The following is a 15,923-nucleotide window of genomic DNA, read 5'->3' as shown; positions in this document are numbered from 1 at the left end:
ACTCTTCATGCTTGACTCTCTCAAAAACCCCCTGTCGCTTATTGGCCGACTGTTGATTGCCTTGATGTTTTTGCCTGCGGGCTGGGGCAAGTTGACGGCCTTTGCGGGAAGCGTCGGCTACACCGCCTCCGGCGGCGTACCGATGCCCGAAGTCGCCACGGCAATTGCGCTGATCATCGAGATCGTCGGCTCACTGGCGCTGATTTTTGGTTTTGGCACGCGTTGGGCCGCACTGGCACTGGCCTTGTTCACGCTGGTGGCCAGCTTTTTCTTCCACAAGTATTGGGCTGTGCCCGCCGAGCAGGTCATGATCCAGCAACTGATGTTCTTCAAGAACATGGCCATCGTGGGCGGCTTGCTGACCCTGGCGGCCTGGGGTGCTGGTGCGTGGAGTCTTGACGCCAAGCGCGGCAACTGAATCACTGTCTGATAATGTCGCTCAACAGCGCCCGGGCGTTGTTGAGCGATTTTTTTTGGCGATGACTTTCCACACCTTTGACTCAAGGAACATGAAGATGGCAGAAGTGGTCGTGGTTTACCACTCGGGTTATGGCCATACCCAGCGCATGGCGCAGGTCGTTGCCGAAGGTGCCGGCGCGGAGATTCTGGCGATTGATGCCGATGGCAACCTGCCCGGCGGCGGCTGGGATAGCCTGGCCGCGGCCGACGCCATCATCATGGGTTCGCCCACCTACATGGGCAATGTCAGCTGGCAGTTCAAGAAATTTGCCGAGGCCTCGTCCAAGCTCTGGTTCACGCAGGCCTGGCAAGACAAGCTGTTTGCGGGATTTACGCACAGCGCGGCGATCAATGGCGACAAGTCCTCGACCTTGAATTACCTGTTCACGCTGGCCATGCAACACGGCGGCCTCTGGGTCAGCCAGGGTGTGTTGCCCAGCAGCAGCAAGGCGGCGCAACGCAACGACCCGAACTACCTGGGCGCCTACAGCGGCGCCATGGCCCAATCGCCGTCTGATGCGGGCGCCCATGAAATGTGGCCGGGCGACCTGGCGTCCGCCCGCGCCTTTGGGCAGCGTGTGGCCGAAGTGGCGGGTCGTTTTCGGCGTTAAAGTCAGTAGCGCACTGCCGCCGTTTATGGTTTCTTCTTTGCACCAAGGAGTTTGTCATGTCGATTGAATTAAAACGCGAGCGCTCGGCGGCCATGGCCCAGACCTTGACCATACGCAGCCATGTCTCGCTCGTCGATGGCACTGAAGCCGAAGGCGGTGCCGACCTCGGCCCCAGCCCGCACGATTTGTACGATGCCGCGTTGGGTGCGTGCAAGGCCCTGACGGTGATGTGGTACGCCCGCAAAAAAGGCATACCAGTTGACGACATCCACACCGTGGTGGAACGTGACGACTCGGGTGAGCGCAGCGGGGTGTACCGACTGGCAACCAAACTTCGGATACAAGGCGCGTTGAGCGATGCCCAGTTGCAGGAGCTGCAGATGGTCGCGCACAAATGCCCGGTGCACAAACTCATGAGCACGGTTACCACCGAAATCACCACGCAGGTGGAGCGTCTGTCATGAGCGCCCAACTGCAAATGCGAGGCCACGACAAGGACCTGGGTGGCGGCTTCATGGTGCGCCGCCTCCTGCCTTCGGCGCAGCGCCAGTCGATTGGACCTTTCCTCTTTTTTGACCACTTCGGCCCGGTCACCGTGTTGCCGGGCGCGGCCCATGACGTGCGGCCACACCCGCACATCGGGTTGGCCACCGTGAGCTACCTGTTTGAAGGCGCGATCATGCACCGCGACAGCGTGGGATCGGTCCAGCGTATCGAACCCGGTGCGATCAACTGGATGACGGCCGGGCGCGGCATTGTGCATTCCGAACGCGGCCCGGAAGATTTGCGCGGCACTGCCTATGTCAACCATGGTCTGCAACTGTGGGCGGCTTTGCCCCAAGCCTTTGAAGAGGTGGCGCCCGAGTTTTCGCACACCCCGGCCGAAGCGATTCCCGTGGTGACGCTTGGTGGCGCCGAGGTGCGGGTGTTGATTGGTGAGGCCTTTGGACAGACTTCGCCGGTCAAGACTTTTTCCAAAACCATTTACCTGGACGTCAAGCTGGCCGCCGGTGCAACGCTGGCGCTGCCGGCCCTGGCCGACGAGTTGGCGGTGTACGCGGTGGACGGCGATTTGACGCTGGATGGTGAGCCCGTGGCAGCGCACACCTTGGCCACATTGACACCGGGTGTGGTCACGCAGATTGGCGGCAGCGGGCCGACACGCTGGGTCGTGATCGGTGGTGATGCGCTGGATGGGCACCGCTTTATCTGGTGGAATTTTGTCTCCAGCCGCAAGGAGCGGATTGTGCAGGCCAGCGATGACTGGGCAGCCCAAGCCATGGGGCAGGTTGAAGGCGACACGGAGTGGATTCCCTTGCCTGAGCGAAAGTTTGTAGCGGGTTGAGTCATGCGCGTGAAGATTGAGATCTGGCCATGAAAATCTTCACGCTGCTTCCCTGGACCGACTGGCTGGCCATGCTCTGGTTTTTTTCGGGCTGGTTGGGCTATGCCTGGTTCGCGCGGCATTACGGGGCCAGGCGCGCATCCCTGTTGCACACCACCAACCGCTACCGGCATCTCTGGCTGATGCAGACCACCGCCCGTGACCCGCGCGTGATCGACGGCATCATCACGCAAAACCTGTCCAGCACGCCGGCCTTTTTTTCATCGACCACCATCATCATCATCGGCGGTTTGTTTGCCTTGCTGGGCACCACCGACAAGGCCGCGGAACTGGTGCGGGAGATTCCGTTTGCCGTGCGCACCTCGGTGCTGATTTTTGACCTCAAGGTCTTGTTGATGGTGGGCGTGTTTGTCTACGCTTTTTTCCGCTTCAGCTGGTCCATGCGCCAGTACACCTTTGTGGCGCTGCTGATCGGTTCCATGCCTTCGCCGAAAGAGTTCGAAGAGAAAAAATTTGACCGCGAAGTGTTTGCCACCCGGGCCAGCCGCATGGTGAGCCTGGCCGCTGAAACCTTTAACGACGGACTGCGTGCCTACTATTTCAGCTTTGCCATCATGGCCTGGTTTTTCTCCACCATCGCCTTTGTCATCGCCACTGCTGTGGTGGTCCTGATTCTTTACAACCGCGAGTTCAATTCCGACGTGCTCGGTGTTCTGCGGGAATAACTGTCACAGGTACCACGTACATCAGGACATGTCGCGCGCCAGCCGCAGACCGCTGAATTGCCACTGCGCGTCAGGCGGAAAAAAATTGCGGTAGCTGGCCCGGATATGGCTCTGCGGCGTTGCGCAGGAGCCACCGCGCAGCACAAACTGGTTGCACATGAATTTTCCGTTGTATTCGCCGACCAGGCCTTCCCACGGTTTGTAGCCGGGGTAGGGGTTGTAGTTGGATTGGGTCCATTCCCACACATCCCCAAACATCTGCACCGGGCTGCCGCTGCTTTGTTGCTGCAGCGCAATCGGGTGGTAGGCGGCGCTTTCGACGAAGTTGCCTGGTGCCGCGGAGGAGGTGGGCACGCTGCGCGCGGCGTGTTCCCATTCGAATTCGGTCGGCAGACGCGCGCCGGCCCAGCGCGCATACGCGTCGGCTTCAAAATAATTGAGGTGGCAGACCGGCGTGTGCGGGTCGACCTGCACCAGGCCTTGCAACGTGAAATGGCGATAGCCCTCACCCGCGGTGTTTGTTTGCCAGTACAACGGCATCATCGCCTGCCTGGCTTGCACCCAGTCCCAACCCAGGGACAGCCATAAATCCGGCCGCCGGTAAGCGCCGTCGGCGATAAACGCCATCATCTCGCCATTGGTGACCAGGCGGCTGCCGAGCTCAAACGGCGCCAGATAAACCTGGTGGCGCGGGCTTTCATTGTCGAAGGCAAAGCCGCCATCAGCGGCGCTATCAAACCCATGCGCCAGTAAACCGCCGTCAAAACCTATCCAGCGCAGGGGCTGGGGGCTGATGCCGGCCAGCGGCCAGTGGCGGGCATAGGCCGGCCGTGACGGGTTGAAGGACAGTGCGTGTTTGATGTCCGTGAGCAGCAACTCCTGATGCTGCTGTTCGTGCTGCAGGCCCAGGGTGATCAGCGTGTTGATCTCCGCGTCGTTCGGCGCATCGGAACTGGCTTGCTGGCTCTGGATCAGTTGCAACACACGTTCATCCACCTGCGCCCGGTAGGCCAGCACCTCTTGCAGGTTCGGGCGGCTGATCAGGCCGCGTTGGGGCCGCGGGTATTTGTCGCCCACGCCGTTGTAATAACTGTTGAACAAGACCCGGAAGCTGGCATCAAAGGGTTTGAAGCCGGCTTCAAACCGTTCCAGGATAAAGGTTTCAAAAAACCAGGTCAGGTGGGCCAGATGCCACTTGGCCGGGCTGGCATCGGGCATGGACTGCAACTGGCAATCTTCGGCGCTGAGCGGCTGGATCAGGGCTTCGGTCTGCCCACGGACTTGCTGAAAACGTTGCGCCAGGCTGGAAGCCCGCAGGCCGGCGTGTCGGGCAGGGTGGGGTGAACGCATGATGATGAACCGGTTGAGACGGGCTGTTGACGGGATGTCGGCGGGTCTAACAGCTTTTCACGGTTTGAGTGCTTCAGCTGTCAGACAAGGCGCCGACATCCACCTTGGGCGCCAGCGCCGGATCCAGCGCCCGGCGCTCGTCGAAGACAAAACACTCACCGTCAAAATGGTCGTGGCCATTGACTTCAAAATATTTCAGGATGCCGCCATCGAGCTGATACACATGCTGCAGGCCAGCCTCTTGCATAAAAATCGCGGCCTTTTCGCAGCGTATGCCGCCGGTGCAAAAACTCACCACGGTTTTTTCGCGCAGTTCGTCGCGGTGGTCCAGCAAGGCTTGGGGAAACTCGGTGAACTTGGTGATGCGCCAGTCGATGGCCTGCTGGAAGGTGCCGACATCGACCTCAAAGTCATTGCGTGTGTCCAGGGTGACAACGGGCCGGCCGTCATCGTCATGCCCGTCATTCAGCCAGCGTTTGAGTGTGGCCGCATCCACCGACGGTGCGCGTCCCGCCGAGGGCCGGATGGCCGGATGGTTCATGCGGATGATCTCCGGCTTGATCTTGACCAGCAATTTGCGAAAAGGCTGGGCCGTGGACCAGCTTTCCTTCACCTCCAGGTCCTGGAAACGGACATCGGTGCGCAGCCATGCCAAAAAATCATGAATGTCGCTGCTGCTGGCGGCCAGAAACAGGTTGATGCCTTCTTCCGCGAGCAGCACGGTGCCCCGCAGGGCGCGGGTTTGCGCCGCCTCCAGAACCGCCGCTTGCAAGTCGGCAAGGTGGTCCAGGGCGATGAATTTATAGGCTGCGATGTTCAGAATCTGCATGATGTGCCTGATTGTAGGCAAGGCCGCGGTGACAGGCGGCTTGCTGGGAGAAGGGCTTTAGAGCCTGTTCACGATCTCGATGGGGCCGCGCAGGTGACTTTTCGGGATGGGCTGCAAGGCGCGGTGCGCCGCCAATAGCTGGCTATTGGCAAGCGCCGCAACGCCGCAGACCGCCCGAAAAGCCACCTGCCCTTCGGGTTGGGACGAAATCGGGCGATTTGCCCACCAAATCCCTTGCATGGGCATCAGCCCATGCTGCGTGATCTTGGCGACCAACTCATCCCGATTGCGACCCAACGTGACCCTATCGAGATTGTGAACAGGCTCTTGCAGCCTCAGCCCTAAAATGAAGCCATGTTTGTCCATTTACGTATTCACACCGAGTTTTCAGTCGTCGATGGCACCAACCGCATCGATGAAATCGTGGCGGCCTCTGCCGCCGACCGCCAGCCCGCGCTGGCCATCACCGACCTGAACAACCTGTTTGGCGCGGTGAAGTTTTACAAGAAAACCCGAGGCGCCGGTGTCAAACCGCTGATAGGGGCGGATGTGTGGGTACAGATTCCGGGCAAAGAGGCTGGCACCGCGCCGGCCAGGCTGCTGCTGCTGGTGCAAAGCCGCCAGGGTTACCTGAACCTGTCGGAGCTGCTGACACGGGCCTGGACCCGGGGCCTGGTGCGCGACCAGCCCGTCATCAGCCTGGAATGGCTGCAGGAACTCAATGAAGGCCTGATTGCACTCTCAGGTGCGCAGGGCGGCGCCGTGGGGCAGGCCTTGCTGCAAGGTGATGACCCGCGTGCAATCGAGTGTGCCTTGTATCTGGCGGGACTTTTTCCGCACCGTTTTTACATCGAGTTGCAACGTGCGCAACGTGTCGACGACGAACGCCATGTCGCGGCCGCCGTGCAACTGGCGGCCCGGCTCAATCTGCCGGTGGTGGCCACCCATCCGGTGCAGTTTTTGGGTTACGACGATTACGAGGCCCACGAAGCCCGTGTCTGTATTGCCGAAGGCGAAATCCTGGGCAATGCGCGGCGTGTGCGCAAGTTCACGCGCGAGCAATATTTCAAATCTTCGGCCCAGATGGCCACGCTGTTTGCCGATCTGCCGTCGGCCCTGGCCAACACCCTGGAAATTGCCAAACGTTGCAATCTGAAGCTTGATCTTGGCAAACCCATGTTGCCGGACTACCCGACGCCCGAGGTCAACGGCGTGCGTATGCCTATCGACGACTACTTCCGCCATGCCTCGTTTGAAGGGCTGGAAGAACGCCTGGCGCATCTCTACCCCGATGAAAAGCTGCGCGACGACAAACGTCCGGCTTATGTGGAGCGGCTGGAGTTCGAGATCAACACGATTTTGAAGATGGGCTTTCCGGGCTACTTCCTGATCGTGGGTGACTTCATCAACTGGGCCAAAAACAATGGCTGCCCGGTGGGGCCGGGCCGGGGTTCGGGCGCCGGCTCGCTGGTGGCCTATGCGCTGAAGATCACCGATCTGGACCCGCTGCAATACAACCTGCTGTTCGAGCGGTTCTTGAACCCGGAGCGGGTGTCCATGCCCGACTTCGATATTGACTTCTGCCAGACCAACCGCGACCGGGTGATCGACTACGTCAAGGCCAAATACGGCAAGGAGGCGGTCAGCCAGATCGTCACCTTCGGCACCATGGCGGCCCGCGCGGCGATCCGCGACGTGGGCCGTGTGCTCGATTTTTCCTACGGCTTTTGCGACGGCATCTCCAAGCTGATCCCCAACAAACCCGGCCAGGCCGTGACCTTGCAGTTGCCGCCGCCCGGCCATGACGCCAAAAACGACAAGCTGGTGTATGCGCTGGAAGCCGAACCCATCCTGGCCGAGCGTGAGAGCAAGGAAGAAGACGTGCGCACCCTGCTGGAGTTGGCGCGCAAGCTTGAAGGCCTGACCCGCAACGTCGGCATGCATGCCGGCGGGGTCTTGATTGCCCCCGGCAAGTTGACCGACTTTTGCCCGCTCTACCAGCAGCCGGGCAGCGACTCGGCGGTCAGCCAGTACGACAAAAATGACGTGGAAGCCATCGGCCTGGTGAAGTTTGACTTCTTGGGTCTGGCCACGCTGACGATTCTCGAAGTCGCCCGGGAATTCATCATCAAGCGCCACCCGGGCCAGCAGAACTTTCGTTACGAAGACCTGGCGATCGACGACCCGCGCGTCTACCGGCTTTTTTCGGAAGGCAAGACCGAGGCGGTGTTCCAGTTTGAAAGTCGCGGCATGCAAGGCATGCTCAAGGACGCCAGGCCGACGCGCCTGGAAGACCTGATTGCGCTCAACGCCCTGTACCGGCCGGGTCCGATGGACCTGATCCCCAGCTTCGTGGCGCGTAAACACGGCCGCGAGGAAGTGATTTACCCGCACCCGCTGGTGGCCGACATGCTCAGCGAGACCTACGGCATCATGGTCTACCAGGAGCAGGTGATGCAGACCGCCCAGATCCTGGGGGGGTATTCACTGGGCGGCGCGGACATGTTGCGCCGCGCGATGGGTAAAAAAGACGCGGACGAAATGGCCAAGCACCGGCAGATTTTTCGCGACGGTGCGGCCAAGAACGATCTCAACGAGGCCCAGGCCGACGAGGTGTTCGACCTGATGGAAAAGTTCGCGGGCTACGGCTTCAACAAGTCGCATGCCGCCGCGTATTCCCTGCTGGCCTACCACACGGCCTGGATCAAGGTCCATTACACGGCCGAGTTTTTCTGCGCCAACATGACGGTTGAAATGGGCGACACCGACAAGCTCAAGATCTTGTTCGGTGATGCGATGAAGATGGGCCTGACGTTTGAGTCGCCCGACGTGAACCGCGGCAACTACCGCTTCGAGCCGATCAGCAACACCAGCATTCGTTACGGTCTGGGCGCGGTCAAGGGCACAGGCCAGCAGGCAATTGCCGCCATCGTGGCTGCGCGTGAAGAGGGCGGGCCCTTCACTTCGCTGTACGACTTCTGCGTACGCGTCGACAAGTCCAAACTGAACAAACGCACGGTCGAGGCCCTGATCAAGGCCGGCGCCTTTGACAACCTGCAGCTCAACCGTGCCTCGCTGCTGGCCTCGGTGGACCGGGCTTTTGAGTTTTCCGCCGCCACCCAGGCCAATGCCAACCAGGGCGGCTTGTTCGACATGTCGGACTCGCATGCGGCCAGCACCCAGGAGCCGCCGCTGGTCGAGGCCTTGCCGTTTGGGATCAAGGCGCGCTTGATGCTGGAAAAAACCGCGATTGGTTTTTACTTGTCAGGCCATTTGTTCGATGCGGTCGAACGCGAAGTGCGCCAGTTCGCCAGGCGCAAGATCGACGACCTGATCGACTCGCGCGACCCGCAACTGCTGGCCGCCATCGTGACCGATTTCCGCGTCATCAACGGCCAGCGCGGCAAGCTGGCGCTGTTCAAGCTTGATGACAAATCGGCGCTGCTGGAAGCCACCGCCGACGAAACCCTGATCAACGCCAACCGCAATGTGTTGAAAGACGATGAACTGGTGGTGGTGCAAGGCATTTTGCAGCAGGACCGTTTTTCCGGCGGGCTGCGGCTCAAGGTCACGCAAATCTGGGACCTGGACGCGGCGCGTTGCCGTTTCGGCAAATACCTGCGCGTGGCGGTGAATGGCATGGCGCCCGATGTGCAGCGCATGGTCAAGGACTTCCCACCGCGCCGCGAGATGACCGAGCAGGGCGAAGAAGTTAACCGCGGCTTGCCGGTGCGTCTGAGCCTCACGCGCGAGGACGTGGTGGCCGAGCTGCAGCTAGGCGAGGCGGCGAAGTTTTTCCCGACCGACGCGGCGCTGGCCAGCTGGATGGCCCAGGCCGACCAGGGCCAGGCGCAGATTGTTTATGAATGAAATAGGGCGCTAGCCCATATCTGTCGGGCGCAGACAGCTATTTTATTGATAGCGTCTGTGCTGTCCTCGTCAAACGGGGCCCATCGTCCCTTGGCTTCGCGGCTTAGTCCTTGGGCCGGAACTCCAGGATCATGGGGGTTGGCACGCGGCCATCCACGTCGCGCGGCATGGTTTCGGTGCGGATGATGGCCTTGATCACGGCGTCGTCCCAGGCCTTGTTGCCGCTGGACTTGATCAGGCGCTGGCTGATGATGCTGCCGTCCAGCGCGGTGCGCACTTCCACCTCGGCCGTCGGGTTGCCGGCGATGTCTTCGGTGAACACGATGTTGGGTTTGACCTTGGCGCGCACCTTGCCGCCATAACTGGCCGACGGGCCGCTGGCTTTGAGCGCCGTGCCCTTGGCGTCGGCGCCGCCCGTGGCACCGGCCAGGCCCATGGCCCGCTTGATGTTGTCCTGACGCTGCTTTTCGGCGGCGGCGTCCGCCTGTTTTTTCTTGTCCGCGTCTTTCGCGTCCTGCTTTTTATCTTCGGCTTTTTTGGCTTCGATCTTTTTGGCGTCTTCCGCCTTGCGCTTGGCCAGCTCTTCCTTGGCCTTTTGTTCTTTTTCTTTTTTGGCCTGAAGTTCTTTCAGCCGATCCTGCTCTTTCTGCGCCTTCAGCAGCTCGGCCTCTTTTTTCTGCAGTTCCAGCTTGCGTTTTTTCTCGCGCTCCAGCGCGATGTCCGCGTCCGGCGCAGGAGGGGGCGGTGGTGGGGCTTTGACCGCGGGTTCAGGTGCCGGCGGCGTAGGAGGTGGGGGCGGCGGCGGTGGTGCTTCCACGAGTTTGGGCGCGGCCTCCTGCGGCAGGCTGGACCACAACTCGGCCTCAAAAGAAATATCGGGGGTGCTGCGTTTCCAGTGCACGCCCCAGGTCAAGGCCCCCAGCAACAGCAGATGGACCAGCAAGGCCAGGCTGTAAGAGCGCAGCGCACCAGGCTCGCGGTGCGGGGCAAAGTCGGGGCGATCGCCGGCGCTGTGCATGGGGCGTGACTGGCTCAGTTGCCGGTTTGCACGGACAGGCCGACACGGGCCACGCCGGCTTTATTCAGCGCGTCCATGACCTTGACCACGGTTTCGTATTTGATGGATTTGTCGGCGCTGATCACCACCGGGGTGAGCTGTTCGCCGGCGGGCACAGTAGGCTGCAGGCGCTTGACGGCGGGACCGACCTCGCTGAGTCTGGCCGGCACCGATTGGCCTTCCGACTTGATCTGGATCAGCTCTTCCTTGCTGATCTCGATCTGGATAGGCTTGGGCGGCTGGCCAGGCGCCTTGCCGACACGCGGCAGGGCAATCATGCTGGGCGTGATTAAGGGCGCCGTCACCATGAAGATGATCAGCAGCACCAGCATCACGTCGATGAACGGCACCATGTTGATTTCATTGATGGTGCGGCGACCTCGGCCGCGCGAGTTGATGGCTGGCATCGTGAACTCCAGGTCTAGTGGCCAGAAGGCGACTGCACGCCCAGGTTGCGTTGCAGGATGTTGGAGAACTCTTCGATGAAGGTCTCCAGCTTGTTGGCGACGCGGTCGATGTCGTGCGCAAAACGGTTGTAGGCCACCACCGCCGGAATGGCGGCGAACAGGCCGATGGCCGTGGCCACCAGCGCTTCGGCAATGCCGGGCGCCACGGTGGACAAGGTGACCTGCTCCAGTGCGGCCAGGCCGGTGAAGGCGTGCATGATGCCCCAGACCGTGCCGAACAGGCCGACATAAGGCGAGACCGACGCCACCGTGGCCAGGAAGGACAGGTTGGACTCGACCGCATCGACTTCGCGCTGGTAGCTGGCGCGCATGGCGCGGCGGGCGCCGTCGAGCAGGATGTTGGCGTCGTCCATGCGGCGCTCGCGCAGCTTCTGGAACTCGCGCATGCCGCTGGCAAAAATACGTTCCATCGGACCGCTGTGTTTTGCATTCTGGTTGGCGGCGGCGTACAGGTCATTCAGGCTGGTGCCGGACCAGAACTCACGGTCAAACTCGTCGTTGAGCGACTGCACACGTTTGAGCGAAATGATTTTCCGGAAGATGGCAGCCCAGCTCGCAATCGACACACCGGCCAGCAAAAGCACAACGGCCTGGACCACCCAGCTGGCGTTGAGGATAAGGCTGACGATGGATAAATCCTGATTCATGTTGTGGTTTCCAGACGGTCAAGGAGGTGAGCGGGAATTCTTGCAGGTTTCAGGCTGGCGGCGTCCACCCAGCCGATACGCACCGTGCCTTCACACAGCAGGGTAGGCGTTTGCTCTGATTTTAATAGCGCCTGCTGTCCGATTATCAAGGACGCGCGGCCTTTTTCTATCAAGCCTGCAGTAACAATCAGTTCATCGTCGAGGCGGGCAGGGCGGTGATAACGCAAGGTGGTATCGGTGACGACAAAGATGCCGCCTGTGGTTTCGCGCAGTTGCTGCTGCGCTATGCCCAGTGATCGGAGCCACTCGGTGCGCGCGCGTTCAAAAAATTTCAGGTAGTTGGCGTAAAACACGATGCCGCCGGCATCGGTGTCTTCCCAGTAAACGCGTAGCGGCCAACTGAAATGGCTCTTTGGCGAAGCCGTAGGCGGCTGGCCATTTTCCGACGGGCCGCCCCTAGGAAAATCAGCCCCCTCGGGGGGCAGCGCAGTACGCGAAGCGACAAGCGTGGGGGCCACCTTAGCCAAGCACCGCCTCCAGCCTGGCAACGGCTTCTTTCAATTCCGCCATCGAACTTGCCGTCGAAAAACGGATGTAACGTTCTGGCGCATCGGTGCCGAAATCGCGGCCCGGCGTGACCGCCAGGTGAGCGCGTTTCATCAGCTCAAAGGCAAATTCCCAGCTGCCGCCTTTGGCCGGGTCCACGCCCAGCTTGTGTGCCACCGCCGAGCAGTCGGCATAGGCATAAAAAGCGCCGTCAGGCATGACGGGCACGGTCAGGCCGAGGCGGTTCAGCTCGGGGATGAAGTAGTCGCGCCTGGCTTTGAACTCGGCGCGGCGGCGTTCGTATTCCGCCAGGCTCTCGGCTTCAAAACAGGCGAGCGCGGCATGCTGGGCAATGGTGCTGGCGCAGATGAACAGGTTTTGCGCAATACGTTCGACCACCGGTGCCAGGGCTTCGGGCACCACCAGCCAGCCCAGACGCCAGCCTGTCATGTTGAAATATTTGCTGAAGCTGTTGATGCTGACGATGCTTTCGCCCAGGCCATCGCCCATGGCCAGCGCGGTGTGGCCGAAGTGTTCTTCGTAACTCAGGCCGAGGTAGATTTCGTCAATCAGCGTGATGCCGCCACGGCTGTGCACAAACTCATGGATGCTGCGCAGTTCTTCAGGCGCAATCGACGTGCCGGTCGGATTGGACGGCGAGGCCAGCAAGACACCACGAGTTTTTTCTGTCCAGGCAGCCTCAACCTTGGCGCGGCTGAGCTGGAAACGTTCTGCGGCCGTGGTGGGCAGCAAGACCGCCGTGCCTTCGGCGGCGCTGACAAAGTGCCGGTTGCAGGGGTAGCTGGGGTCCGGCATCAAAATTTCGTCGCCGGCCTCGATCAAGGCCAGGCAGGCCAGTTGCAGGGCGGCGGAGGCGCCAGCGGTGATGATGATGCAGCTGGGCGCCACCTCGGCCTGGAAACGCGTGGCGTACCAGTCGCTGATGCGTTCCCGCAAGGGCTGCAGGCCGGTGGCCTGGGTGTACTGGGTGTTGCCGTCCTGGATGGCGCGGGCAGCGGCCTGTTGCACCAGCGGCGGCGCGGTGAAGTCGGGCTCGCCAATGTTCAGGAAAATCATTGGCTGCGCGGTGTGGGCGACCTCTTTGGCCATGGCCGCCGCCGCTTTGGCCACTTCCATCACATAAAAAGGCTCAATGCGCTGGGCACGCCGGGCGATGCGCAATGAATTCGATGAACTCACCGGGTTCACGCCTTGTCTGCGGCGACTTCGGCGGCCCGAAATGTCGGTGCCAGCTTGTGCAACACGCCATTGACGTATTTGTGGCCGTCGGTGCCGCCAAAGGCCTTGGTCAGCTCGATACATTCGTTGATGACCACGCGGTAGGGCACGTCCAGGCAGTGTTTGAACTCATAAATGCCAATCCACATGACCGCGTGTTCGACCGGCGAGATTTCCGCCATCTTGCGGTCCAGCAACGGCGTCACGCTGGCGTCCAGCGCCACGGCTTCGCTGATGCAGCCGTGCAGCAGCGCGTCGTAATGCGCCGAGTCGGCCTTGTGAAAACCCACCAGGTCGCGCGTGAAGGCGTCGATGGAGCTCGCTTCATTGCGGCCCACCAGGTGCTGGTACAGGGCTTGCAGGGCGAACTCGCGTGCGCGTGTGCGCGGCGACTTGTCGGCCGCTTTTTTCACGCCGGTGTCGGTCAGGCCGGTGCGGGTCTGCGGCGGGCGTTTGGGTTTTGTGGTGTTTGTGTCGGACATGGCGCGTTTGTTCGGGAGGGTTGGCAGGGAGTGCTCAGGCAAGTTCGTTCAGCAGGTTGGCCATTTCCACAGCAACACGCGCCGCATCGCGGCCTTTGTCGACCTGGCGCGCCTCGGCCTGTGCGACGTTTTCCACCGTCAGGATGGCATTGGCGATGGGCAACTGGTAGTCCAGGGCCAGTCGGCTGACGGCGGCGCCGCTTTCATTGGCGACCAGTTCAAAGTGATAGGTTTCACCGCGAATAATGCAACCCAGGGCGATCAGCGCGTCGTATTCGTCGCGCTCGGCCAGGGCTTGCAGGGCAGCAGGGATTTCCAGTGCGCCCGGCACCTTGACGTGGTGGATGTTTTTTCTTCAACACCCAGGGCCAGCAACTCCTGCCAGCAGGCTTGCGCCAGGGTGTTGGTGATTGTTTCGTTAAAACGCGCCTGGACAATGCCAATTGCCAGTTTTTTGCCGTCCAGCTTGTCGGCTGAGCCTTTTTCTGCACCAAACACAATTCAATCCTTTTTGTTGGCGATATAGCCGGTGATTTCCAGGCCGTAACCCGTCATGCTGGGCATGCGGCGCGGATTGCCCATCAACATCATTTTGTGGACGCCGCATTCGCGCAGGATCTGTGCGCCCACGCCATAGGTGCGCAGGTCCATGCGGCCGCGTTCGGGCGCCTGGCTGGGCCTGGCCGTGCCGTCAAACTGCGCCAGCAACTGGGCCGCGCTTTCGCCGCAATTGAGGAACACGGCCACGCCTTTGCCTTCTTTGGCAATATGCGCCAGGCTCTGGTCCAGGCTCCAGGAGTGCATGGAACGACCGGTTTCCAGCAGGTCAAACACCGACAGCGGCTCGTGGACCCGTGCCGCGACAGTGTCGTCGGGTGCCCACTGGCCTTTGACCAGGGCCAGGTGCAGGCCCTGGCTGGGTTTGTCCTTGAAGGCATGCGCCGTGAACTCGCCAAACGCGGTCTGGATGGTGCGCGCGCCGATTTTTTCAATCAATGATTCGTTGCGGCTGCGGTGTTCGATCAGGTCGGCAATCGTGCCAATCTTTAGGCCGTGTTCGGCGGCAAAGACCTGCAGGTCCGGCAGGCGCGCCATGGTGCCGTCGTCCTTCATGATCTCGCAGATCACCGCAGACGGGGAGCAGCCGGCCATGCCGGCCAGGTCGCAGCCGGCTTCGGTGTGGCCGGCGCGCATCAGCACACCGCCGTCCACCGCCTGCAGCGGGAAGATATGGCCGGGCTGCACCAGGTCGCTGACTTTCGCGTCCTTGGCCACAGCGGCCTGCACGGTGCGGGCGCGGTCCGCCGCCGAGATGCCGGTGGTCACACCTTCGGCCGCTTCAATCGACACCGTGAAGGCGGTTCCCATCTTGGTGCCGTTGCGCGCCACCATGGGCGGCAGTTGCAGCATTTCGCAACGCTCGCGTGTCAGGGTCAGGCAGATCAGGCCGCGGCCGTAACGCGCCATGAAATTGATGGCTTCGGCGCTGACATGGTCGGCGGCCAGTACCAGGTCGCCTTCGTTTTCGCGGTCTTCTTCGTCGACCAGGATGACCATGCGGCCGGCCCGCATGTCGGCGACGATGTCTTCAACGGGGGAGATGGTTACGGTCATGGTTCAGGTTTTCTTTCCGTCTTGGAGCATGCGCTCGACGTATCGTGCGATCAAGTCAATTTCGAGGTTGACTTGCGATTGTGGGTGCAGATGTCCCAGGGCGGTGTTCTGGACCGTGTGGGTTATCAGGTTGATGCTGATCTCGCAGCCGGCCTGGCTGCCTTCGAGGTCGGTCACCCGGTTCACGGTCAGGCTCACGCCGTTGACGGTGATGGAGCCCTTGTAGGCCAGGTATTTGCCGAGTTCGCGCGGCGCCAGGATGCGCAACTCCCAGCTTTCGCCGACCTGGGCGAAATGCGTGACTTCGCCAATGCCGTCCACATGGCCGGCCACGATATGGCCGCCCAGGCGGTCATGCGCGCGTAGTGCTTTTTCGAGGTTGATGGGGCCGGATTCTGCCAGCCCGCTGGTTTTGTCCAGCGATTCGGCGGAAATTTCAATCAAAAACTGCCTGTTTGGCAGGTCCAGCTGGGTCACGGTCATGCAGGCGCCATTGAGGGCGATGCTGTCGCCCAGGCCCACGTCGTCAAGATAGCCAGAGGGCGCCTCAATCGTGAGACGCTTGCCGTGGTCCAAAGAGCTGCCCAGGCGATGGACAGCGACGATGCGCCCCACGCCGGTGATGATTCCGGTAAACATGGGGGTATTTTCGCAGAGATTGGCCGGTCGCAGAGGCGTCGGC

General features: G+C 61.4%; 17 protein-coding genes and 1 pseudogene. 6 read left to right on the top strand and 12 right to left on the bottom strand.

What is annotated here, in order from left to right; all coding sequences use genetic code 11:
• The first annotated feature begins 7 nt into the window (after window positions 1–7).
• From ACHMXK_RS16035 to ACHMXK_RS16015, 5 genes are all read left to right on the top strand, one after another.
• Window positions 8–418, top strand: a complete 411-nt coding sequence (locus tag ACHMXK_RS16035) for a DoxX family protein (RefSeq protein ID WP_397441534.1) — start codon at window positions 8–10, stop codon at window positions 416–418.
• 97 nt (window positions 419–515) lie between these two features.
• Window positions 516–1,070, top strand: a complete 555-nt coding sequence (locus ACHMXK_RS16030; protein WP_397441533.1) for a flavodoxin family protein — start codon at window positions 516–518, stop codon at window positions 1,068–1,070.
• A 56-nt stretch (window positions 1,071–1,126) separates the two neighbouring features.
• Window positions 1,127–1,534 (top strand): OsmC family protein, encoded by a 408-nt coding sequence (locus tag ACHMXK_RS16025; protein ID WP_397441531.1) that lies wholly within the window; start codon window positions 1,127–1,129, stop codon window positions 1,532–1,534.
• A complete protein-coding gene (locus ACHMXK_RS16020) occupies window positions 1,531–2,415 on the top strand; it encodes a pirin family protein (RefSeq protein ID WP_397441530.1) in 885 nt (294 codons plus the stop codon). The genes ACHMXK_RS16025 and ACHMXK_RS16020 overlap by 4 nt, the downstream gene beginning before the upstream one ends.
• A 29-nt stretch (window positions 2,416–2,444) precedes the next feature.
• On the top strand, window positions 2,445–3,140 hold the full coding sequence (locus ACHMXK_RS16015; protein ID WP_397441529.1) for a DUF599 domain-containing protein: 696 nt from the start codon (window positions 2,445–2,447) through the stop codon (window positions 3,138–3,140).
• Between the two features lie 21 nt (window positions 3,141–3,161).
• Here ACHMXK_RS16015 and egtB read toward each other — a convergent pair whose 3' ends face one another.
• From egtB to ACHMXK_RS16000, 3 genes are all read right to left on the bottom strand, one after another.
• Entirely contained in the window at window positions 3,162–4,490 is a 1,329-nt protein-coding gene (egtB, locus tag ACHMXK_RS16010) for an ergothioneine biosynthesis protein EgtB (protein WP_397441528.1), read from the bottom strand.
• Between the two features lie 73 nt (window positions 4,491–4,563).
• A complete protein-coding gene (locus ACHMXK_RS16005; protein WP_397441527.1) occupies window positions 4,564–5,319 on the bottom strand; it encodes a sulfurtransferase in 756 nt (251 codons plus the stop codon).
• Window positions 5,320–5,376: 57 nt separating this feature from the next.
• Window positions 5,377–5,685, bottom strand: coding sequence for a hypothetical protein (locus ACHMXK_RS16000; RefSeq protein WP_397441526.1), 309 nt, complete (start codon window positions 5,683–5,685; stop codon window positions 5,377–5,379).
• Between ACHMXK_RS16000 and dnaE the strand changes: the two genes are divergently transcribed.
• Window positions 5,674–9,189 carry a DNA polymerase III subunit alpha gene (gene dnaE, locus ACHMXK_RS15995; RefSeq protein ID WP_397441525.1) on the top strand — a complete coding sequence of 1,172 codons (3,516 nt, stop codon included), beginning with the start codon at window positions 5,674–5,676 and terminating at the stop codon, window positions 9,187–9,189. The two genes, ACHMXK_RS16000 and dnaE, sit on opposite strands and share 12 nt — an antisense overlap.
• Window positions 9,190–9,292: 103 nt before the next feature.
• Here dnaE and ACHMXK_RS15990 read toward each other — a convergent pair whose 3' ends face one another.
• The 9 genes and pseudogenes from ACHMXK_RS15990 to ACHMXK_RS15950 form a co-directional block, all read right to left on the bottom strand.
• A complete protein-coding gene (locus tag ACHMXK_RS15990; protein WP_397441524.1) occupies window positions 9,293–10,207 on the bottom strand; it encodes a TonB C-terminal domain-containing protein in 915 nt (304 codons plus the stop codon).
• A 14-nt stretch (window positions 10,208–10,221) separates the two neighbouring features.
• On the bottom strand, window positions 10,222–10,653 hold the full coding sequence (locus ACHMXK_RS15985; protein ID WP_397441523.1) for a biopolymer transporter ExbD: 432 nt from the start codon (window positions 10,651–10,653) through the stop codon (window positions 10,222–10,224).
• 14 nt (window positions 10,654–10,667) lie between these two features.
• Window positions 10,668–11,360, bottom strand: coding sequence for a protein TolQ (tolQ, locus tag ACHMXK_RS15980; RefSeq protein WP_397441522.1), 693 nt, complete (start codon window positions 11,358–11,360; stop codon window positions 10,668–10,670).
• Window positions 11,357–11,845 carry a tol-pal system-associated acyl-CoA thioesterase gene (gene ybgC, locus ACHMXK_RS15975; protein WP_397442543.1) on the bottom strand — a complete coding sequence of 163 codons (489 nt, stop codon included), beginning with the start codon at window positions 11,843–11,845 and terminating at the stop codon, window positions 11,357–11,359. Before ybgC ends, tolQ begins: the two co-directional genes overlap by 4 nt.
• Before the next feature lie 34 nt (window positions 11,846–11,879).
• Window positions 11,880–13,088 (bottom strand): pyridoxal phosphate-dependent aminotransferase, encoded by a 1,209-nt coding sequence (locus ACHMXK_RS15970; protein WP_397442542.1) that lies wholly within the window; start codon window positions 13,086–13,088, stop codon window positions 11,880–11,882.
• A 23-nt stretch (window positions 13,089–13,111) separates the two neighbouring features.
• Window positions 13,112–13,627, bottom strand: coding sequence for a transcription antitermination factor NusB (nusB, locus tag ACHMXK_RS15965; protein ID WP_397441521.1), 516 nt, complete (start codon window positions 13,625–13,627; stop codon window positions 13,112–13,114).
• 34 nt (window positions 13,628–13,661) lie between these two features.
• Window positions 13,662–14,125, bottom strand: a pseudogene (ribH, locus tag ACHMXK_RS15960) (6,7-dimethyl-8-ribityllumazine synthase).
• Between the two features lie 3 nt (window positions 14,126–14,128).
• Window positions 14,129–15,241: a bifunctional 3,4-dihydroxy-2-butanone-4-phosphate synthase/GTP cyclohydrolase II gene (ribBA, locus tag ACHMXK_RS15955; protein WP_397441520.1), complete on the bottom strand. Its 1,113-nt coding sequence runs from the start codon at window positions 15,239–15,241 to the stop codon at window positions 14,129–14,131.
• A gap of 3 nt (window positions 15,242–15,244) precedes the next feature.
• Window positions 15,245–15,880 (bottom strand): riboflavin synthase, encoded by a 636-nt coding sequence (locus ACHMXK_RS15950; protein ID WP_397441519.1) that lies wholly within the window; start codon window positions 15,878–15,880, stop codon window positions 15,245–15,247.
• Between the last annotated feature and the right edge of the window lie 43 nt (window positions 15,881–15,923).

The sequence above is a fragment of the Polaromonas sp. UC242_47 genome, from assembly GCF_044452385.1.
GTDB lineage: Bacteria > Pseudomonadota > Gammaproteobacteria > Burkholderiales > Burkholderiaceae_C > Polaromonas.
Note: the sequence above shows the minus strand (reverse complement) of the source record. Positions and strands in the feature narration are given on the sequence as shown.